This is a genomic window from Streptomyces sp. NPDC001787, from assembly GCF_040297465.1.
Lineage (GTDB): Bacteria > Actinomycetota > Actinomycetes > Streptomycetales > Streptomycetaceae > Streptomyces.
Genome location: NZ_JBEOZE010000037.1, coordinates 39,323 through 58,823, shown reverse-complemented (window position 1 = coordinate 58,823; position 19,501 = coordinate 39,323). Strand labels below are relative to the sequence as shown.

The 19,501-nt window shown below is 72.5% G+C and carries 18 protein-coding genes; 5 read left to right on the top strand and 13 right to left on the bottom strand.

Annotated features, from left to right (window positions below; translation table 11 throughout):
• Positions 1-38 precede the first annotated feature (38 nt).
• From ABT170_RS34660 to ABT170_RS34640, 5 genes are all read right to left on the bottom strand, one after another.
• Positions 39-836: a type III pantothenate kinase gene (locus ABT170_RS34660; RefSeq protein ID WP_266922641.1), complete on the bottom strand. Its 798-nt coding sequence runs from the start codon at positions 834-836 to the stop codon at positions 39-41.
• The gene (nadC, locus tag ABT170_RS34655) at positions 836-1,885 is read right to left on the bottom strand and encodes a carboxylating nicotinate-nucleotide diphosphorylase (RefSeq protein ID WP_329942994.1); all 1,050 of its coding nucleotides are present in this window, start codon (positions 1,883-1,885) and stop codon (positions 836-838) included. The genes ABT170_RS34660 and nadC overlap by 1 nt, the downstream gene beginning before the upstream one ends.
• Positions 1,886-1,974: 89 nt before the next feature.
• The gene (locus ABT170_RS34650) at positions 1,975-3,702 is read right to left on the bottom strand and encodes an L-aspartate oxidase (RefSeq protein WP_351874175.1); all 1,728 of its coding nucleotides are present in this window, start codon (positions 3,700-3,702) and stop codon (positions 1,975-1,977) included.
• On the bottom strand, positions 3,699-4,781 hold the full coding sequence (panC, locus tag ABT170_RS34645) for a pantoate--beta-alanine ligase (RefSeq protein ID WP_329942992.1): 1,083 nt from the start codon (positions 4,779-4,781) through the stop codon (positions 3,699-3,701). The genes ABT170_RS34650 and panC overlap by 4 nt, the downstream gene beginning before the upstream one ends.
• Positions 4,778-5,713 (bottom strand): Rossmann-like and DUF2520 domain-containing protein, encoded by a 936-nt coding sequence (locus ABT170_RS34640; RefSeq protein WP_329942991.1) that lies wholly within the window; start codon positions 5,711-5,713, stop codon positions 4,778-4,780. The genes panC and ABT170_RS34640 overlap by 4 nt, the downstream gene beginning before the upstream one ends.
• Before the next feature lie 261 nt (positions 5,714-5,974).
• Between ABT170_RS34640 and ABT170_RS34635 the strand changes: the two genes are divergently transcribed.
• Entirely contained in the window at positions 5,975-7,141 is a 1,167-nt protein-coding gene (locus ABT170_RS34635) for a threonine aldolase family protein (RefSeq protein WP_351874171.1), read from the top strand.
• Between the two features lie 113 nt (positions 7,142-7,254).
• Here ABT170_RS34635 and ABT170_RS34630 read toward each other — a convergent pair whose 3' ends face one another.
• Positions 7,255-7,422: a hypothetical protein gene (locus ABT170_RS34630; protein WP_351874168.1), complete on the bottom strand. Its 168-nt coding sequence runs from the start codon at positions 7,420-7,422 to the stop codon at positions 7,255-7,257.
• Between the two features lie 103 nt (positions 7,423-7,525).
• On the opposite strand from ABT170_RS34630, the gene ABT170_RS34625 reads away from it, so the two are divergent.
• On the top strand, positions 7,526-8,638 hold the full coding sequence (locus ABT170_RS34625; RefSeq protein ID WP_329943032.1) for a DUF5937 family protein: 1,113 nt from the start codon (positions 7,526-7,528) through the stop codon (positions 8,636-8,638).
• Between the two features lie 46 nt (positions 8,639-8,684).
• On the opposite strand, the gene ABT170_RS34620 is transcribed toward ABT170_RS34625, so the two are convergent.
• Positions 8,685-9,359 (bottom strand): response regulator transcription factor, encoded by a 675-nt coding sequence (locus ABT170_RS34620; RefSeq protein WP_329942988.1) that lies wholly within the window; start codon positions 9,357-9,359, stop codon positions 8,685-8,687.
• A 61-nt stretch (positions 9,360-9,420) separates the two neighbouring features.
• Positions 9,421-10,623 carry a sensor histidine kinase gene (locus ABT170_RS34615; protein WP_329942987.1) on the bottom strand — a complete coding sequence of 401 codons (1,203 nt, stop codon included), beginning with the start codon at positions 10,621-10,623 and terminating at the stop codon, positions 9,421-9,423.
• 96 nt (positions 10,624-10,719) lie between these two features.
• Between ABT170_RS34615 and ABT170_RS34610 the strand changes: the two genes are divergently transcribed.
• Together ABT170_RS34610 and ABT170_RS34605 are read left to right on the top strand one after the other, a co-directional pair.
• Positions 10,720-11,742: an SAM-dependent methyltransferase gene (locus ABT170_RS34610; RefSeq protein ID WP_351874163.1), complete on the top strand. Its 1,023-nt coding sequence runs from the start codon at positions 10,720-10,722 to the stop codon at positions 11,740-11,742.
• 147 nt (positions 11,743-11,889) lie between these two features.
• On the top strand, positions 11,890-13,032 hold the full coding sequence (locus ABT170_RS34605) for an NADH-quinone oxidoreductase subunit D (RefSeq protein ID WP_329942985.1): 1,143 nt from the start codon (positions 11,890-11,892) through the stop codon (positions 13,030-13,032).
• A gap of 88 nt (positions 13,033-13,120) precedes the next feature.
• Here ABT170_RS34605 and ABT170_RS34600 read toward each other — a convergent pair whose 3' ends face one another.
• The 4 genes from ABT170_RS34600 to ABT170_RS34585 form a co-directional block, all read right to left on the bottom strand.
• Positions 13,121-14,188, bottom strand: a complete 1,068-nt coding sequence (locus ABT170_RS34600) for a hypothetical protein (protein ID WP_351874160.1) — start codon at positions 14,186-14,188, stop codon at positions 13,121-13,123.
• A 217-nt stretch (positions 14,189-14,405) separates the two neighbouring features.
• On the bottom strand, positions 14,406-15,380 hold the full coding sequence (locus ABT170_RS34595) for an ABC transporter substrate-binding protein (RefSeq protein WP_329942983.1): 975 nt from the start codon (positions 15,378-15,380) through the stop codon (positions 14,406-14,408).
• Positions 15,381-15,497: 117 nt separating this feature from the next.
• Positions 15,498-16,172: an ABC transporter permease gene (locus ABT170_RS34590; RefSeq protein WP_329942982.1), complete on the bottom strand. Its 675-nt coding sequence runs from the start codon at positions 16,170-16,172 to the stop codon at positions 15,498-15,500.
• A gap of 3 nt (positions 16,173-16,175) precedes the next feature.
• Complete coding sequence (locus ABT170_RS34585; protein ID WP_329942981.1) at positions 16,176-16,961, bottom strand: ABC transporter permease; 786 nt, start codon at positions 16,959-16,961, stop codon at positions 16,176-16,178.
• A gap of 141 nt (positions 16,962-17,102) precedes the next feature.
• Here ABT170_RS34585 and ABT170_RS34580 point away from each other — a divergent pair, with 141 nt between their 5' ends.
• A complete protein-coding gene (locus ABT170_RS34580) occupies positions 17,103-18,284 on the top strand; it encodes an ABC transporter ATP-binding protein (protein WP_329943031.1) in 1,182 nt (393 codons plus the stop codon).
• A gap of 28 nt (positions 18,285-18,312) precedes the next feature.
• On the opposite strand, the gene ABT170_RS34575 is transcribed toward ABT170_RS34580, so the two are convergent.
• Entirely contained in the window at positions 18,313-19,434 is a 1,122-nt protein-coding gene (locus tag ABT170_RS34575) for an alpha/beta hydrolase (protein WP_329942980.1), read from the bottom strand.
• Between the last annotated feature and the right edge of the window lie 67 nt (positions 19,435-19,501).

Sequence of the window (19,501 nt, the reverse complement as noted above, 5' to 3'; positions counted from 1 at the left end):
CTGCGTACGCCTCCGTACCGCTCCGTGCGCCCTCGCGCCTACATCCGTGCGACGTTGCGCTCGTACACGAGGCGCAGCCCGATGAGCGTCAGCCAGGGCTCGTGCTCGTCGATGGCGGACGACTCCCCCAACACCATCGGAGCAAGGCCCCCCGTCGCGATGACCGTCACGTCGTCGGGGTCGGCCGCCAGTTCCTTCTTCATCCGGGCCACGACCCCGTCGACCTGGCCCGCGAAACCGAACACGATGCCGGACTGCATGGCCTCCACGGTGTTCTTGCCGATCACACTGCGCGGCCTGGCCAGCTCGATCTTGCGGAGCTGGGCGCCCTTGACCCCGAGCGCCTCGACCGAGATCTCGATACCGGGGGCGATGACCCCGCCCACGTACTCGCCCCGGGCGGAGACCGCGTCGAACGTGGTGGCCGTACCGAAGTCGACGACGATCGCCGGTCCGCCGTACAGCTCGACCGCGGCGACCGCGTTGATGATGCGGTCCGCGCCGACCTCCTTGGGGTTGTCCATCAGGACCGGCACACCGGTCTTGACGCCCGGCTCCACCAGCACGGCGGGGACGTCGCCGTAGTAGCGGCGGGTGACCTCGCGCAGCTCGTGCAGGACGGACGGGACGGTCGCGCAGATCGCGATGCCCTCGATGCCGTCGCCCAGCTCCACACCGAGCAGCGGATGCATGCCCATCAGGCCCTGGAGCAGCACGGCGAGCTCGTCGGCGGTGCGACGGGCATCGGTGGAGATCCGCCAGTGCTCGACGATCTCCTCGCCGTCGAACAGGCCGAGGACGGTGTGGGTGTTGCCGACGTCGATGGTGAGCAGCATCAGGCCTGGGCCTCACCGGTGGCCGGGGCGGTGTCCCGGAAGTCCAGGCCGATGTCGAGGATCGGCGAGGAGTGGGTGAGCGCCCCGACGGCCAGGAAGTCGACGCCCGCCTCGGCGTAGGCGCGGGCCGAGTCGAGGGTGAGCCGGCCGGAGGACTCCAGCACGGCGCGGCCACCGACCAGGGCGACAGCCTCGGCGGTCTCGCCCGGGGTGAAGTTGTCCAGCAGGATCAGATCGGCGCCCGCGTCGATCACCTCGCGGACCTGCTGCATCGTGTCGACCTCGACCTCGATCGGTACGTCGGGGAACTCCTCCCGCACCCGCTTGAACGCCTCGGCCACACCGCCCGCCGCGATGACGTGGTTGTCCTTGACCAGAGCCGCGTCGGAGAGCGACATACGGTGGTTGACGCCGCCGCCGCAGCGCACCGCGTACTTCTCCAGGGCACGCAGCCCCGGGGTGGTCTTGCGGGTGTCGCGGACCTCGGCCCCGGTCCCTTCGAGGACGTCGGCCCAGGCGCGGGTCGCGGTCGCGATGCCGGAGAGACGGCACAGCAGGTTGAGCGCGCTGCGCTCGCCGGTGAGCAGATCGCGGGTGCGGGTGGTGACGGTCAGGAGCTTCTGGCCGGGGGCGACGCGGTCGCCGTCCTCGGCATGGCGCTCCACCTCGAACTCGCTGGTGCAGACGATGGACAGCACCGCCTCGGCGACGCGCAGCCCGGCGACGACGCCCGCCTCGCGGGCGGTGAAGTCACCGGTGGCGACGGACTCCTCGTCGACGGTCGCCACGGTGGTCACGTCCACGCCGCCGTCGAGGTCCTCCTCGATCGCGACATGGGCGACGTCCTCGACCTGGACGGGGTCCAGGCCCGCCTCGGCGAGGAGCCGGGCGAGCGCGGGGTCGAGGCCGCACTCCAGGCCGTCCGGGTCGTAGCCGTCGCCACAGCCGCAGTCGTCGCCGCAGCCGCCCGCGGACGGTGCGGGCGCGCCGATCTGGATCAGCGGGACGTCCACGGGTGTGGGGCGCGGATTCTCTTCGGGCGTGCTCACGGTTACGGCTCCTCGGGGGCGTCGGCGGGGGGTGCGGGTGGTGCTGCTTGCTGGGACTGCTGCGGGTGGTGCTGTGGTGAGCAGTCTGCTCAATCCGTGGGGCGTACGGGCGGGAACGCGGCGGTCTCCGTCCGGTGAAGATCCAGGCTCCGGTCCGGGGTGATCCGGACGACGAGGTGGCGGCGCCAGTGCTCGTCGTCCCGGTCGGGCCGGTCCTCGCGCCAGTGGCAGCCGCGGGTCTCCTCGCGGGCGCGGGCGGCGGCGACCAGGACCCGGGAGACGAGGAGCAGGTTGGTGACCTCCCATGCCTCCACCCCGGGCACGGTGGCCTTGGACTCGGCCGTACCGGCGTCCGCGGTCAGCCGGCCGTGCAGCGCCTCCAGCTCCTCGGCCGCCGCGGCGAGGCTCTCGGCGGAGCGCAGGACTCCGGCGCCCCGGGTCATGATCCGCTGGATCGCGGTACGGGACTCGGGGGCGAGGAGCGGCGCGGGCTCGCCGTCGCCGGACGACACCGGTTCCCTCCGCCGCGGGCGGTCCCCGGCGGTGACCTCCGCCAGGTCACCGTCCCCGGCCGTGTTCCCCGCGATGTCCTCGGCGATGCGCTCGGCGAAGACCAGTCCCTCCAGCAGGGAGTTGGACGCCAGCCGGTTGGCGCCGTGCACGCCGGTGCAGGCGACCTCTCCGCAGGCGTACAGGCCGGGCACGGTCGTACGTCCCCGCAGGTCGGTGCGGATGCCTCCGGAGGCGTAGTGCGCGGCGGGCGCGACCGGGACCGGTTCGGTGACCGGGTCGATGCCGTGGGCGCGGCAGGCCGCCAGGATGGTGGGGAAGCGCCGCTCCCACATCTCGGCGCCGAAGTGCCGGGCGTCCAGATACATGTGCTCGGTGCCGCGCAGGTGCATCTGGCGGGTGATGGCCTTGGCGACGATGTCGCGCGGGGCCAGCTCGGCCAGCTCGTGCTGCCCGAGCATGAAGCGCGTACCGGACGCGTCGACGAGATGGGCGCCCTCGCCCCGTACCGCCTCGGACACCAGCGGCTGCTGTCCCTCGGAGTCCGCGCCGAGGAAGAGCACGGTCGGGTGGAACTGGACGAATTCGAGGTCGGAGACCTCCGCTCCGGCCCGCAGCGCCAGCGCCACCCCGTCCCCGGTGGAGACCGAGGGGTTGGTGGTGGCGGAGAAGACCTGGCCCATGCCGCCGGTGGCCAGGACGACGGCGGGGGCGCGGACCGCGCCGACGCCGTCGTGCTGGCCCTCGCCCATGACATGCAGGGTGACGCCCGCCGTACGGCCTTCGGCGTCGGTGAGCAGGTCCAGGACCAGGGCGTTCTCGACGGTGTGCAGGGCGGCCTCGCGGACCGCCTCGACCAGGGCGCGGGAGATCTCGGCACCCGTCGCGTCGCCGCCCGCGTGCGCGATGCGCCGGCGGTGGTGGCCGCCCTCCCGGGTCAGCGCGATGTCACCGCTGTCCGTGGTGTCGAAGTGGGCACCCGTCCCGATGAGCCGGCGCACGGCGTCGGGGCCTTCGGTGACCAGGGTCCGCACGGCCGTCTCGTCGCACAGTCCGGCGCCCGCGACGAGGGTGTCGTCGAGGTGCTGCTCGGGGGTGTCGCCCTCGCCGAGCGCGGCCGCTATGCCGCCCTGGGCCCAGCGCGTGGAGCCGTCGTCGAGGCGGGCCTTGGTGACGACGACGGTGGCGAGGCCCGCGGCGGCGCAGCGCAGGGCGGTGGTGAGACCGGCCACGCCGGAGCCGACCACCACGACATCCGCGTCGATGGCCCAGCCGGGGGCGGGGGCGGTCAGCCGTATTCCGGTCACGTGAGGGCTCCGAAGGTCAGGGGGATGTTGTCGATCAGGCGGGTGGCGCCGACCCGGGCCGCGATGGCGAGGATCGCCTCCCCGCTCTCGCGGTCGTCGGGGATCTCGGTGAAGTCCGACGGGTCCACGAGGGCCAGGTAGTCCAGGACGAGCGGCTGCCGTTCACGGGCGGCGTCCGCGAGGACGAGCTGTGCGGCGGCCCGCACGGCGGCGGGTCCGCCGCCGGGCCGGGCCAGCGCCACCGCCTGGGCGTCGGCCGCCGCCCGGGACTCGCCGAGCGCGGTGAGCCCGGCGGCCCGGTCCGCACTGGCCGCCGTGGCCTGTGCGCGCTCGTGCAGGGCCTGCTGGGCGGCCAGTCTGTCCCGGGCCGCGAACAGGGCGCGCGGCAGGGCGAGAGCGGTGTGCCGTTCCTCCGGGGAGAGGAAGCGGTTGCGGCTGGAGAGCGCCAGGCCGTCCGGGTCGCGCACGGTGGGTACGCCGGTGATCCCGACGCCGAAATTCAGGTCGCGCACCATGCGCCGGATCAGCGCCAGCTGCTGGGCGTCCTTCTGTCCGAAGAACGCCTCGTCGGGGCGGGTGAGGTGGAGGAGCTTGGCGACGACGGTGAGCATGCCGTCGAAGTGCCCGGGGCGGGCGGCTCCTTCGAGGCGCTCGCCCATGGGGCCCGCGGTGATCCGGACCTGGGGTTCGCCGCCGGGGTAGACCTCGTCGACGGAGGGGGCGAAGACCGCGTCGGCGCCCGACAGCCCGGCGAGCGCGAGGTCGGCGTCGAGGGTGCGCGGGTAGCGGTCGAGGTCGGCCGCCTCGCCGAACTGGAGCGGGTTCACGAAGACGGTGACCACGACCTGTCCGGCCGGACCCGCGGCGGCGCGGGCGGCCCGGATCAGGGTGGCGTGGCCTTCGTGGAGAGCGCCCATCGTCATGACGACCGCGCGCCGGGCGCCGGCCGGGCGGCGGAGGGCGTCCAGCTCGGCGGCGGTACGCAGGAGGGCCGCGCCGCCCGCGGGGGTGTGCGCGGAGGCGGACGCGGGACCGGGCCTCGGGGTGGGCCCGGGTGCCGGGGCCGGTGCGGTGCTCATCGCTCCTCCCCCGGTGTCCGCTCGCCGTCGGCCAGGACGCCGAGCAGGTCCTCGGCCAGCTCCGGCTTGAGCATGCCGTGGGCGAGCGCCCGGTCCGCCGTGGCACGGGCCATCGCGAGATAGCCGGCCACCGTCTGCGGGGCGTGCCTGCGCAGCTCCTCGACATGGGCGGCGACCGTGCCCGCGTCACCGCGCGCGACGGGTCCGGTCAGCGCCGCGTCGCCGGAGCGCAGGGCGTTGTCCAGCGCGGCGCCGAGGAGCGGGCCGAGCATCCGGTCGGGGGCGGCGACCCCGGCCTTCGCCAGCAGCTCCATGGCCTCCGCGACCAGGGTGACCAGGTGGTTCGCGCCGAGGGCCAGGGCCGCGTGATAGAGCGGGCGGGCCTCCTCGGCGATCCACTCGGGCTCACCGCCCATCTCGATGACCAGCGCCTCGGCGGCCAGCCTCAGCTCCCCGGGGGCGGTGACCCCGAACGAGCAGCCGGCCAGCCGCTGGACGTCGACGGAGCTGCCGGTGAACGTCATCGCCGGGTGCAGGGCCAGGGGCAGGGCGCCGGCCCGCAGCGCGGGGTCGAGGACCTTGGTCCCGTACCGTCCCGACGTGTGGACGATCAGCTGCCCCGGCCGGACGGCACCGGTCTCGGCCAGGCCCTCGACCAGGCCGGGCAGGGCGTCGTCGGGGACGGTCAGCAGCACCAGCTCGGCGCGTGCGAGCACCTCGCCCGGCGGCACCAGCGGTACGTCGGGCAGCAGGGCCGCCGCCCGGCGCACCGATGCGTCGGAGACACCGGAAACAGCCACCGGGCGGTGCCCGGCGAGCTGGAGCGCGGCGGCGAGCGCGGGGCCGACCCGGCCCGCGCCGACGACACCGACGGTGAGACGGGCGGGGCGGTCCCTCACGTCGAGGGGTTCCTCAGAAGCTGTTCTTTTCACGCGGCGATGGCCTTCCGTTCCAGTCCGCGGGGGGTACCGGACGACTTCTCTGCATGCTACGCCAGCGTTTCGAATGACCTTCCGGCTGTCCACAGCCTGTGGGTAACTCTGCCGCCCGAGGGAGGTCCGAGGGAGATCGGAGGGGAAGACCGAGGAAGGTCCGAGGGGAAACGGCGTGGTGGAGAACGGCGTGGTGGACAACGGCCGACCCGCGGGGGAGACCGGCTGGGACGTGTCGGCCGTCCGGGTGATGATCGTCCCATGGCACTCACCGAAGAGCAGAAGCAGCGACACCGCAGACTGACCGCGTGGCGGGGATCCCACCGCACGCTGGCCCGGGTATCGGCGGAGGGCACGCTCGGCGAACGGCTGGCCGCGCTGGCGGCCGACGCGGGGTCCGTGCACGACCTCGACGAGTGGACGGACCTCTACGGGGACGGGGTCGTCGCCGAGGTCGAGCGGCGGGTCGCGGAACTGCTCGGCATGGAGGCCGCGGCGTTCTTCCCGACGGGGACGATGGCCCAGCAGGTCGCGCTGCGGTGCTGGGCCGGGCGCACGGGCAACGCGACGGTGGCGCTGCATCCGCTCGCCCATCCCGAGCTGCACGAGCGGGGCGCGCTCGGGGTGGTGAGCGGGCTGCGCACGGTGCACCCGACGTCCGCGCCCCGGCTGCCCACGGCGGACGAGATCCGCGGCTTCCCCGAGCCGTTCGGCACGCTGATGCTGGAGCTGCCGTTGCGGGACGCCGGATTCGTGCTGCCCACCTGGGACGAGCTGGAGGCCGTCGTGGCCGCCGCCCGCGAGCGGGACGCGGTGGTGCACCTGGACGGGGCGCGGCTGTGGGAGTGCGGGCCGCACTTCGGGAAGGAGCTGCGGGAGATCGCGGGGCTCTCGGACAGCGTGTACGTCTCGTTCTACAAGTCGCTCGACGGACTGTCCGGGGCGGTGCTGGCCGGTCCCGAGGTGCTGGTCGAGGAGGCGCGGACCTGGCGTCACCGCTACGGGGGGAACGTCTTCCAGCAGTATCCGGCGGCGCTGTCCGCGCTGCTGGGGCTGGAGCGGGAGCTGCCGCGGCTGCCGGAGTACGTGGCGCAGGCGAAGGTGGTGGCCGGGGCGCTGGCGGAGGGCCTCGCGGCGTCCGGAGTGCCGTGGTTCCGGGTGCATCCGGAGCCGCCGCACACGCACCAGTTCGCGGTGTGGCTGCCGTACGGGAGCGAGGAACTGACCGAGGCGGCGGTGCGGCAGGCGGAGGAGACCGGGGTGACGCTGTTCCACCGGTGGTCCGACGGTGCGCAGGGGGCGGGACTGCCGCCCGGGGTGTCGTTCACCGAGGTGACGGTGTCCTCGGCCGGCCTGGAGTGGACGGCACAGGATGTCCGCGAAGCGGTGGGCGAGTTCGTGGCACGGCTGGAGCGGACGGGAGCCTGACCCGGGGGGTGTTCCGGCCGGGGCGGCCCGGGGTGTTCCGGCCCGAGGTGTTCCGGCCCGGGGCCGGTGGCCTCGGGGGCCGGGCACCCGGGCACCCGGGCACCCGGCCGCTGCTACTTCCCGGCGGACGGGCCCGATGGCCGCGCGGCCCGGCGGGCGCACCAGTGGTCGCGGATCGTACGCAGCGTGTCCCAGTCGTGGCGGCCGGGCAACGGGGGCGGCGCCTCGCCCTGCCGGGCCGCGCGGTAGCTGTCGAGCATCTGCTGCTGAATGGCGTCCATGGCCTCAGCCTGCGCAGGTCAGGGGCCGGCCGCCCGCCGATTGACGACGGCCGTCAAGTGGCGCGTCGGCCCGTTCGCGTACCCGCACTATGGAGGGGTGAGCGTGAACATCGACATCGCGGGCCTGCCCCCGGACCGCATCGTTTTCGAAACCTCGCCCCTCGCCGAGCTGGGGCTGGCCCTGCATGCTCTCTCCGAGCCGGGCCACCACCCGGGCCTGCACGGCTGGGCGACCGCGACCGCCGCCGCGCTGGAACCGGACCTCGCGGACCGGCTGCTGGAGGCGGAGTTCCTCTGGCGCAACACGTTCTCCGACATCTTCATGCCGTTCGCCGGGGTCCGCGGTGGTGACGGCAGGGCCGGGGCGACCCTCGCCGAGGACCTGGACATCCTCGACCGGCTGGACGACGAGCGGTTCGTCGCCGCGGCGCTGGAGTTCACCTGTGCCGGTCTGTACGGGTGCGGGGCGCCGTCCCCACTGGTCAGCGCCGCCATGCGGACCCGGGCACTGGACCTGGCTGCGGCCCGCGGCCCGCAGCAGGTGGAGTTCACCCAGCGGCTGCTGGCCGACCCCGTCACCGTACGGACCTGGATCCGGCGCCTCTTCGAGGACTGCGACCAGGCGTTCTTCTCGGACACCTGGATGCGGGTGCGGGTCCAGCTGGTCGCCGACGCCCGGTACAAGACGGAACTGCTGCGGCGCAAGGGGCTCGGCGAGGCACTGGGCGCCGTCTCCGCCGCGCTGTCGGTGGACACGGACGCCGGCCGCATCAGCATCGACAAGCTGAGCGAGGGCCGGACCAACGCCGCCGACCCTGCGGTCGGCCCCGGGCTCACGCTGATACCGAGCAGCTTCGGCTGGCCGCATCTGATGGTGCTGCACGCCCCGGGCTGGCGGCCGGTGATCCACTACCCGGTTCATCTGCCCGATCTGCCCTCCCCCGCCTCCTTGGAGCTGCTCCAGCTCCGGATGGAGGCGCTGGCCCACCCGATGCGCATGCGGCTGTGCCGCAACCTCGCCCGGTCCCCGTACACCACGGGCGAACTCGCCGACTCCCACGGCATCACGCCCCCCGAGGTCTCCCGGCATCTGTCGCTGCTCAAGAAGGCCGGTCTCGTGACGACGCGGCGGCGGGGCCGCTATGTGCTGCACCAGCTGGACCTGACCGTCGTCGCCCGGCTCGGCAGCGACTTCCTGGAGGGCGTCCTGCGCTGAGGATGCCGCGCGTTCCGCGGTCGCCCGGACGCCCGCGGGCCTCCGGTCAGCCCGCCGCGCCGCCCGCCCGGACCAGCCCGGTCTCGTACGCGAGGACGACGACCTGGACCCGGTCGCGCAGGTTCAGCTTGGTCAGGATGCGGCCGACATGTGTCTTCACGGTCGCCTCCGAGAGCACGAGCCGCGCCGCGATCTCCCCGTTCGACAGGCCCTGTGCGACCAGCAGCATCACCTCGCGCTCGCGCTCGGTGAGCTTCTCGATGTGCTTGTTCCGCGGCTCCTTGGAACTGCTCGGCAGCATCGACGAGAACCGGTCGAGCAGCCGGCGGGTGGTGGACGGGGCGACGACGGCGTCGCCGCTGTGCACGGAACGGATCGCCGCCAGCAGCTCACCCGGCGGCACATCCTTGAGCATGAAGCCGCTGGCCCCGGCCTTCAGCCCCGAGAAGGCGTACTCGTCCAGGTCGAACGTGGTCAGGATGAGCACCTTGGGCGGGTCCTGCTGGGCGCAGATGCGCCGGGTCGCCTCGACCCCGTCCAGTCGCGGCATCCGGACGTCCATCAGCACCACGTCGACGTTCGTGGAGCGCAGGACCTCGATCGCCTCGGCACCGTCACCGGCCTCGGCCACGACCTCCATGTCCGGCTGGGCGGCGAGCACCATCCGGAAGCCGGTGCGCAGCAGCACCTGGTCGTCGACGAGCATCACGCGGATGGCCATGGGGGTCCCTGTCTTCTGATGGAGGTGCGGCGGGTTCGGGAGGGGCACGTGCCCCGGCGGCTCAGCCGGCGGGCTTGAGCGGCAGCAGGGCGCTGATGCGGAAGCCGCCGCCCGGCCGCGGCCCCGCGTCCAGCGTGCCTCCGACCATGCCGACCCGCTCCCGCATACCGATCATCCCGTGCCCGGCACCGTCGGCGCCGCCGTCCTCGTACAGCTCGTGCGCCGCGCCCCGGCCGTCGTCCTCGACCAGCAGCCCGAGGCCGTCGTCGAAGTAGACCAGCCGCACGCTGGCCCCGGCGTCCGGGCCGCCGTGCTTGCGGGTGTTGGTGAGGGCTTCCTGCACGATGCGGTACGCGGTCAGCTCCACCCCGCTGGGCAGCGGGCGCGGGGTGCCCTCGATCTTGAAGTCCACCACCAGACCGGTCTGCCTGACCTGCTCGATCAGGTCCTCGATCTGCTCGACATCGGGTTGCGGGACGTACTCGCCGCTCTCCCGGGTGTCCCCCGTCCGCAGCACCCCGAGCAGCCGGCGCATCTCGGCGAGCGCCTGACGGCCGGTGCTGGAGATGGTCTCCAGTGCCTGCCGGGCCTGGTCGGGCGCGGCGTCCATGACATAGGCGGCACCGTCGGCCTGCACCACCATCACGGACACGTTGTGCGCGACGACGTCGTGCAGCTCGCGGGCGATCCGGGCCCGCTCGGCGGCGACGGCGACCTTGGACTGCGCCTCGCGCTCCCGCTCCAGCCGGGCGGCGCGCTCCTCCAGCTGGCTGAAGTAGGCCCGCCGGGTCCGCATCGAGTCGCCGAGCACCCAGGCGAGCACGAACGGCACCGTCATGATGATCGCCACGAAGGCCGACTGGACCCAGGTGTTCGAGGCGCCCTCCGGCCAGCGCAGCTGCGCCAGTCCGGCCGCGATCAGACTGCAGACCAGGGCGAGGCGGGACGCCCAGCGCTCGCCGACCGCCGCCACCGTGAAGGTGATCACGAGCATGGCGAAGTTCGCGAAGCTGGGCGGGATGTCGAAGATCAGCTGGAGGACGCCCACCAGGATGGTGAGGAGCAGCATCTTCTCGGGTACGCGGCGGCGCAGCGCCACGACGGCGCTGAGGCCGATCGCGACCGGTACCAGCAGCACGCGCTCCCGGGCCGGGCCGTAGTCGTCCACCACGATCGACATGCCGGAGACCCCGAGGAGGAAGACGGCCCAGAAGCAGTCGACGCCCGTCGGGTGTCTGCGGATGAAATCGTAGAGGCGCTGCACGTAACCCAGCGTAGGGACAGAGGATCGGTGCCCGGGTCAACCGGAGGGCCGATCCGGGTCCCGGCACCGTACTCCCCAAGGTGGAGACTTTCCCACGTGACGGATGAGTGGCGTGGGTGGCAGGAGGCGGCCGAGACCGCTTTGTACGGAGAAGGGGGCTTCTACCGGAGCCAGGAGGGACCGGCGGGCCATTTCCGTACGTCGGTCCATGTCTCACCGCTGTTCGCCGCCGCCGTCGCCCGGCTGCTGACCGGAACCGCGCGCGAGCTGGGGACGGAAACGGTCGATCTGGTGGACGTGGGGTCGGGCCGGGGCGAGCTGCTGACCGGGGTGCTGGGCGCTGTCCCGAAGTGGCTGACGGTACGGGCGTACGCCGTGGAACTCGCCGGGCGCCCGCCCGGTCTGGATCCCCGGATCGAGTGGCGCGCCGAGCTGCCGCAGGGGGTCACCGGGGTGCTGTTCGCCAATGAGTGGCTGGACAACGTGCCCACCCGGATCGCGGAGGCGGACGCCGACGGCATCGCCCGCTACGTCCTCGTCCGTCCCTCGGACGGTGCGGAGCGGCTGGGCGATCCGGTGGACGGGGCGGACGCACGGTGGCTGCGGCGCTGGTGGCCGCTGTCCCGGCCGGGCGAGCGGGCGGAGATCGGCCGTCCCCGCGACGAGGCCTGGGCGCGGGCGGTCCGGTCGCTGTCGGCCGGACTCGCGGTGGCGGTGGACTACGCGCATGTACGGGGGGCGAGGCCGCCGTACGGGACGCTGACCGGTTTCCGGGCGGGGCGGGAGGTCCGGCCGGTGCCGGACGGCTCCTGCGACCTCACCTCGCATGTGGCGCTGGACGCGTGTGCGGCGGCGGTGGAGGCGGGGACGGACCGGGGTGCCGTACCGCCGGAGCTCACCGACCAGCGGACGGCCCTGCGTGGGCTGGGCATCAGCGGGGAACGTCCGCCGCTGGCGACGGCCTCGGCCGATCCGGCCGGCTACCTCCGGGCGCTCTCCGCGGCGGGCGAGGCGGCGGAGCTGACCGCCCGGGGAGGTCTCGGCGACTTCGGGTGGCTCACGCACCGGGTGGACCGGACCCCGGACGCCCCCCGCTCCCGCCCGCGCCCGCCGGGGTGACCGGGGCGGCTGCGGTGACCAGGACGGCCGCGGACCCGCACCGGACCGGCGCCGGATCCTCGTCGGGCCCGCACCGGCCCCGCTCCGACGGTCCCCGGATCACGCCCACAGGCCCCGCTCCCCGTCGGTCAGGGAATACTGTCCCGCATGACGGAGACGACAGTCGGCATCGGCGGCGCGGCGGAGAGCACCGACATGGTGCTCAACATCGGACCGCAGCACCCTTCCACGCACGGCGTCCTCCGTCTGCGGCTCGTCCTCGACGGCGAGCGGATCCAGCACGCCGAGCCCGTCATCGGCTATATGCACCGAGGCGCGGAGAAACTCTTCGAGGCCCGGGACTACCGGCAGATCGTGATGCTCGCCAACCGCCACGACTGGCTGTCCGCGTTCTCGAACGAACTGGGCGTCGTCATGGCCGTCGAGCGCATGCTCGGCATGGAGGTCCCGGAGCGCGCCGTCTGGACGCGCACGCTCCTGGCCGAACTGAACCGGGTCCTGAACCACCTGATGTTCCTCGGCTCCTACCCCCTCGAACTCGGCGGGATCACCCCGGTGTTCTACGCGTTCCGGGAGCGCGAGGAGCTCCAGGCCGTGATGGAGGAGGTCTCCGGAGGCCGGATGCACTACATGTTCAACCGGGTCGGCGGGCTCAAGGAGGACCTCCCGGCGGGCTGGACGGGCCGGGCCCGGGAGGCCGTCGCCTCGGTCCGGTCCCGGATGGACGTCTACGAGGACCTGGTGCTCGGCAACGAGATCTTCCGGGGCCGCACCCGTGGTGTGGGGGTGCTCTCCGCCGGGGCGGTGCACGCCTACGGGGTCTCCGGGCCGATCGCCCGCGCCTCGGGGGTCGACTTCGACCTGCGGCGCGACGAGCCGTATCTCGCGTACGGCGAACTCCAGGACACCCTGAAGGTCGTCACCCGCACCGAGGGCGACTGCCTGGCCCGCTTCGAGTGCCTGCTGGAGCAGACGGTCAACGCCCTGGACCTGGCGGACGCGTGCCTGGACCGGATGGCGGACCTGTCGCCCGGACCCGTCAACCAGCGGCTGCCCAAGGTGCTCAAGGCCCCGGAGGGCCACACCTACGCCTGGACCGAGAACCCGCTCGGCATCAACGGCTACTACCTGGTGTCCAAGGGCGAGAAGACCCCGTACCGGCTGAAGCTCCGGTCCGCGTCGTTCAACAACATCCAGGCGCTCACCGAACTGCTGCCGGGCACGCTGGTCGCGGACATGGTCGCGATCCTGGGCTCGCTGTTCTTCGTCGTCGGGGACATCGACAAGTAGTACGGCGACCGAACGGCGAACGATCCGCCCCGCTCGTCCCGCCCCCGACGACGCGCCCCGCTCGCCCGCCCCGACGGCCCCCGCCGGCCTAGGAGATGGCGGTGCGCAGCTCCGCCACGTCCAGCTGTTCGGTCTCGTCGTGCACGGTGAGGTCGATGACCTTGCCCACGGCGCGGTTCTCGCCGGTGCCCGTGCGGTGGACGGCCAGTGCCTCCTCGCCGACCACGTCCGCGAGGTCCTCGTTCTGCACGGCCTCGATCGCGGCGCCGGCCTTCTGCGTGCCGAAGAAGTCGAAGCTGCCCTGCGGGACCAGGTGCCGGCGCGCTGCGGCGTACGGAACGACGGCCGAGGCCTCCGGGGCCGTACGCGGCACATGGACGGGCGCGGTGGACGCCGGGGGGAGCTGCTGCGGCGCGGGCAGGGCGGCCGGCGGCCGGCGGTGCTGGTGGCCGCCCGTACCGGCTGCCGGACCGCTTCCGGGGCCGTCTGCCGGACCGTCTACGGGCTCCGTGGCCGTGCCGGGCGCGTGGGGCGCCGTCCCCGCGTCTGCCGTGAGCTCCCGCTTCCTGGCCTGCTCGGCGGCGCGACGGGCCTCCTGGAGCGCGGCGTTGCGCGGGAGGTCCGCGAGTGCCTGGGCGGCCCGCAGATACGCGCCCGGGGTCGGCGTGGACCGGGCGGCGGGCAGCGCACGCGGGGTGGCGGCCGCTTCGATCGCGAGCTGCCTGCGCCCCTCCAGTGCGCTGGCCCGCTCGGTCTCGGCGTTCGCGTACCGGCGCAGCAGCGCCGCGTGCTCCCCGCGCAGTCCGGCGAGCTCCACGCGCTTGCGGCGCAGCTTCGTCTCCAGCCGGGCGCGCAGCTCACGCGCCTCCTCCAGGTCCTGTTCCAGCTCGGCCGCCCGCTCCTCGGCACGCCACTCGTCGCCGGCGCGCGCCCGCGTCAGTTCGGCGACACGCAGTCCGGCGGACCGGTCCCAGCTGCGCATCAGATACGCGCCGGTGACGGCGGCGGCGGCCACGGCCGCCACCAGTCCACGCAGGACCAGGGGTTCGGCCAGCAGCCAGGCGCCGGCGGCACCGACGACCGACACTCCGGCCACCGCCGAGGGCGGCAGGATTCTGTGAAGGGGTGGCGAATGGCGGTGGCGTCCACGTGGCATGGCCTGAAATTTACCGTGTGTACGGGCGCCTTGGGGGGCCACCCGGGAATCTGTTCCCCGCCGGTTACCTCACGCCCCGCCGAAGCACTTCCGCGACGCCCCGAGAAGCCGGAAAAGCACGGACCGGGCGCCCGGTATCGAGTTCGGCCGGGCGCCGGTACGGAGTTCGGCCGGGCGCCCGATTCCGGTTCATTCGGGCGCCCGTTCCCTCACCTCATCACTTCTTGATCAGGCCCTTCGCCTGCAGATACTCCTTGGCCGCGTCCTCGGGCTTGGCACGCTCGGCATCGACCTTGCGGTTCAGTTCCGCCAGATCCTGTGTGGTGAGTGTGTCGGTGAGCTTCCCGAGCGCATCGGCGATGTCCTGGGCGCCCGCGTCCTTGGCATTGAGCACCGGAAGGATGTTGTCGGCGTTCTGGAGCTTCTTGTCGTCCTCCAGGAACACCAGCCCGTCGAGCACCGCGTCCGTGGTGGTCGTCAGGACCAACTGGTCCTTGCCGTCCTTGACGGCCTGCTTGGACTGCGGAGTGCCGACGCCCTTGGGGTCGATACCGGTGACATCAATGCCGTAGGTCTTCTTCAGACCCGGCGCGCAGAAGGGCCGCACCGCGCACTCGTCACCCGCCGCGATCTTCACCCCGATCTTCGACGCACCAAGATCGGAAAGCGTCTTGAGCTTGTGCTTCCCGGCGAATTCCTCGGAGACCGCGAAGGCGTTCTGGTCGACGGCCGCACCGGCCGGAAGCACCTTCAGCCCGAGCGGGGTGGCGAGCCTCTCCAGTGCCGCGACCGTGGCCGTGGCATCCCCGGATGCCACCGGCTTCTTCTCGGCCTCCTTGGCCCCGTTCACCTTGGCGTTGAGGAATTCGGCGATCGTGGCGGCATATTCGGGTACGACGTCGATCTCGCCCTTCTCCAGCGAGGGTTCGTACAGCTCGCGGTTCTTCACGGTGGTGATCGAGGTGCTGTATCCGGAGTCGGCCAGGATCTGCGCGTACAGCTCGGCGAGCACCTTGGACTCGGTGAACGAGGCGGAGCCCACGACGAGCGAGCCCTTCTTGTCCCCCGAGCCGGCCGCGTCGCCGGAGCCGCTCTTCTCCTTTTCCAGGCTGTCGCCGCCGCAGGCCGCGAGCGACCCGGCCAGGGCCACCATGCCGATGACCGCACCCGCTATGCGCGAGGTCCTGCTCATGTTGTTCTCCGTCCAGACAGAAGAGGGTGGTGAGGGTGAAGCGAGTGACGGACCGCCGGAAGACGGCCGTGCCGGACGCCTCGCGCGCAGCGGTGCGGCGCGGCGCTCCGCACGGCGTCAGACGGTCCGGCGGCGGCGCAGCGGGGACAGCAGCCGGTCCAGGGCGACCAGCACCCCTTCCACCAGCAGGGCCAGCAGGGCGACCAGCACCGCACCGGCGAAGACCTGCGCGGTGTCGTACGTGTTGAATCCGGCGGTGATGATCCGGCCCAGACCGCCGAGGCCGACCATCGCCGCGATCGAGGCGGTGGCCACGACCTGGACGGCGGCGGACCGCAGTCCGGTCATGATCATCGGGTAGGCCAGCGGCAGTTCGACGCGTACGAAGAGCTGCCCGCCGGACATCCCCATCCCGCGAGCGGCCTCCACCACCGACCGGTCCACCTCCGTCATCCCGACATAGGCGTTGGTCAGCAGCGGTGGCACGGCGAACAGCACCAGGGCGATGACCGTGGGGAGATAGCCGGAGTTGCGCAGGGGCGTGACCATGAAGAGGGCCAGGACCGCGAAGACGGGTATCGCCCGGCCCACGTTGGAGATGTTGACCGCGAGCGCACCCCCCTTGCCGATGTGGCCCAGATACAGGGCGAGGGGCAGGGCGATGGCGCAGGCCACCGCGAGCGCCACCCCGCTGACGTACAGATGCTCACCGAGCCGGTGCGCGGCCCCGTTCTCCCCCGACCAGTTGGACCCGGTGACGAGCCAGGTCCAGGCGTCTGCGACGACTCCCACGGGTCAGCCCGCCTCCACCTTCGCGACGGCGGACGGCCCCGCCGCACTCCTCGGTCCCACCGGATCCACCGGACCCCCCGCATTCCCCGGGCCGCCGGATCCGTCCGCCGGGCCCGCCGTCACACGTACGCGGGTCCAGGGCGTCAGCAGCCTCTGGAGCCCGAGCAGCAGCAGATCGGCCGCCACCGCGAGCAGCACACAGAGCACCGACGCCGTCAGCACCTGGGCCTTGAAGAAGCTCGGCAGCGCGTCCTCGATGAGATTGCCGAGCCCGCCCTTGCCGACGAGTGAACCGACGGTCGTCAGCGCGACCGTGGAGACCGTGGCCATGCGCAGTCCCGCCATCAGCGCGGGCAGCGCGAGGGGCAGCTCCACCTCCCAGAGCAGCCGGGCGGGGCCGTACCCCATGCCCCGGGCGGCGTCCTTCGCCTCCCGCGGAACGGCTTCGAGCCCGGCCAGGATGTTCCGTACGAGAATGGTCAGCGAATAGAGCACCAGCCCCGTGACGACCAGCGCGGCGGAGAGCCCGAACAACGGCAGCAGCAGCGAGAACATCGCCAGCGACGGCACGGTGTAGAGCACGGTGGTCAGCCCCAGCACCGGCCCGGCGAAGTGCCGTCCGCGGCGCGCGAGCAGCGCCAGCGGAAAAGCGACCGCGAGGCCGATCAGCACGGAAACCGCCGTGATCCAGATGTGCTGCACGGTCGCGTCGGTCAACTCCTGGCTGCGGGAGCGCAGATACTCCCCGCAGATCCAGTCGTTCGCCACCAGGCAGTTCTCTCCGGCCATCCGTCCCCCACCCCCTGCTTTCCTTCACGTTGCCGCCCCGAACAGATGTCTGGCGAGCCTATCCTCGACCACTGACAATCGCCGAGGCTGTCGCATTCCGGCAACATGTCCTTCACAGAACGCCCGTCACCATGGGGAATGATGATCCGTTTCGAGCACGTCACCAAGCGGTACGCGGACGGCACCACCGCCGTCGACGACCTTTCCTTCGAGGTCGCCGAGGGTGAACTGGTCACGCTCGTCGGACCTTCCGGCTGCGGTAAGACGACCACCATGAAGATGGTGAACCGGCTGATCGAACCGACCGAGGGACGGATATTCCTCGACGGGGACGACATATCCGCCATCGACCCCGTCCGGCTCCGGCGCCGGATCGGCTATGTGATCCAGCAGGTCGGCCTCTTCCCGCACAAAACGGTCCTGGAGAACACCGCGACCGTGCCCCATCTCCTCGGCTGGAACCGCGGAAAGGGCCGTGCGCGCGCCGCCGAACTCCTCGACCTGGTCGGACTTGACCCTTCCGTTTATGGCGGCCGTTATCCGGAACAGCTCTCCGGCGGACAGCGCCAACGTGTCGGCGTGGCCCGCGCATTGGCCGCCGACCCGCCCGTACTGCTGATGGATGAACCTTTCGGGGCGGTCGACCCCGTAGTCCGTGAACGGCTCCAGAACGAATTCCTGAAACTCCAGGCACAGGTCCGGAAAACCGTGCTGTTCGTCACGCACGACATCGAGGAGGCCGTCCGCCTCGGCGACCGGATCGCCGTCTACGGACAGGGCCGCGTCGAGCAGTTCGACTCCCCCGCCACCGTGCTCGGCGCGCCCGCCACCCCGTACGTCGCGGACTTCGTCGGCGCCGACCGCGGTCTGAAGCGGCTGTCGGTGACACCGATCGAGGAGAGCGACCTCGACCAGCCGCCCGTCGTCCACCTCGACGACCCGCTCACCACGGCCACCGAACGGCTCCGGGCCGAGGGCGCGCGCTGGGCGGTCGTCCTGGACGGGCAGGACAATCTGCACGGCTGGATCTCCGCCACCGGAACCGCCTCGGCCGACGGCCGGGGCACGGTCCGCGAGCACGCCCGCCGCATGGAGGCGTGGCTCCCGCTCGGCGCCCCGCTCAAGCAGGCCTTCGCCACCATGCTCCAGCACGACGCGGGCTGGATCGCGGTCATCGACGAGGAGAGCACCGGCCGCTTCCTCGGTGTCCTCACCCCGGCCCGGCTGCACGAGGCCCTGCGCCGCTCGATCGACGCGGACGCCCAGGACCTGCCGCGCGCCGAGGTCGCCGTGGAGACCGTGGCGAGGGTCAGCTCCCCCTGACGGGGCGTCCGCCCTCCCGCCGCGGCGGTCAGTTCTCGCTCAGCCTGCCGCTCATCCAGTCCAGGGCCGAAGGGATCTCCCGCCGCCAGGTGTTGAAGTTGTGCCCGCCGCTGTCGAGCACGATCGAGGACACCCGCGCGGGAGCCTTCACCCGCTTGATGAAGTCCTTGGTCCCCCTGAGGTTCCCCTCGCCCTGACGTGACGTCGTGACCAGGAAGGACCCGCCGGCCGGGGGCCGGTTCTCCAGCGTCCACAGCAGGTCGGCCCGGTTGCGCGCCGCCTCGTCGCCGTGGAACAGATCGCCCGTCGTCGGGTCCTCGGCCGCCTTGTAGTACGCGGACAGCCCGGCGCTCACCGAGAACCGGTCCGGGTGGTGCAGCCCGATCTTCAGCGCGCAGTAGCCGCCGGTCGAGTTGCCGATGATGCCCCAGTTGCGGGCCCGCTTCCCGACCCGGTACGACTCCGAGATCGCCCGGGGCAGGTCCTTCGCGAAGAACGTCTCCGCCTGCGGCCCGTCGGCGATGTCCACGCACTCGGTGTCCCTGGGCGGCGCCACCGTGGGCCGCAGCATCACCAGGATCATCGGCTGCGCCTTGCCCGCCTTCACCCGCTCCAGCGCCGTCTGCGGGTAGCGGAGCCCCTTGAACAGGTTCTCGGCCGTGCCCGGGTAGCCCGTGAGCACGACGACGGCCGGGAACTTCCGCCCGGCGTAGGCCGGCTGGAAGTACTCCGGCGGCAGATAGACGTACGCCGGGCTCTCGATGCCCGAGGCCCGCCCGGAGACGACGACCTTGTCGATCCGCCCGCCCTTCGTGGGCCGGCTGCCGCCCGGCACGTCCGGCCTCTGGGTGCCCACCCGGACCATGTTCCCGGAGGCGGCCGAACCGGGCGCGTGGTCGGTGACCACGCCCAGCTCCTGCTGCTGCCCGAAGAGGTCGGCCCAGGAGCCGTAGAAGAGGAACGAGTTGTTCGCCATCAGGCCGACCGAGACGAACACCGCCACCTGGGTCGCCAGCAGCAGCCCGATCCGGCCCGCGACCGCGCGGACACCTCGCCGCGCCAGCCGCGGCCACAGCCAGATCGTGGCGGCGAACAGCAGGACGGCCAGTGATGCCGCCAGCGCCAGAACTGCCTTGCTGGTGAGACCCATGAGTGAAGTCGAGCTTTCTGTGCAGGAAATTTCCGGAATGCGGAGGAACCCACTCCCCGGAAGCCTC

Excerpts from the sequence above, each read along its gene's own strand:
- ABT170_RS34600 (WP_351874160.1), bottom strand. The coding sequence starts at position 14,188 with ATGCCACGTGGACGCCACCGCCATTCGCCACCCCTTCACAGAATCCTG.
- ABT170_RS34585 (WP_329942981.1), bottom strand. The coding sequence starts at position 16,961 with ATGGCCGGAGAGAACTGCCTGGTGGCGAACGACTGGATCTGCGGGGAG.
- ABT170_RS34660 (WP_266922641.1), bottom strand. The coding sequence starts at position 836 with ATGCTGCTCACCATCGACGTCGGCAACACCCACACCGTCCTCGGCCTG.
- ABT170_RS34635 (WP_351874171.1), top strand. The coding sequence starts at position 5,975 with ATGGCACTCACCGAAGAGCAGAAGCAGCGACACCGCAGACTGACCGCG.
- ABT170_RS34620 (WP_329942988.1), bottom strand. The coding sequence starts at position 9,359 with ATGGCCATCCGCGTGATGCTCGTCGACGACCAGGTGCTGCTGCGCACC.
- ABT170_RS34580 (WP_329943031.1), top strand. The coding sequence starts at position 17,103 with ATGATCCGTTTCGAGCACGTCACCAAGCGGTACGCGGACGGCACCACC.
- ABT170_RS34595 (WP_329942983.1), bottom strand. The coding sequence starts at position 15,380 with ATGAGCAGGACCTCGCGCATAGCGGGTGCGGTCATCGGCATGGTGGCC.
- ABT170_RS34575 (WP_329942980.1), bottom strand. The coding sequence starts at position 19,434 with ATGGGTCTCACCAGCAAGGCAGTTCTGGCGCTGGCGGCATCACTGGCC.
- ABT170_RS34605 (WP_329942985.1), top strand. The coding sequence starts at position 11,890 with ATGACGGAGACGACAGTCGGCATCGGCGGCGCGGCGGAGAGCACCGAC.
- panC (WP_329942992.1), bottom strand. The coding sequence starts at position 4,781 with ATGAGCACCGCACCGGCCCCGGCACCCGGGCCCACCCCGAGGCCCGGT.
- ABT170_RS34630 (WP_351874168.1), bottom strand. The coding sequence starts at position 7,422 with ATGGACGCCATTCAGCAGCAGATGCTCGACAGCTACCGCGCGGCCCGG.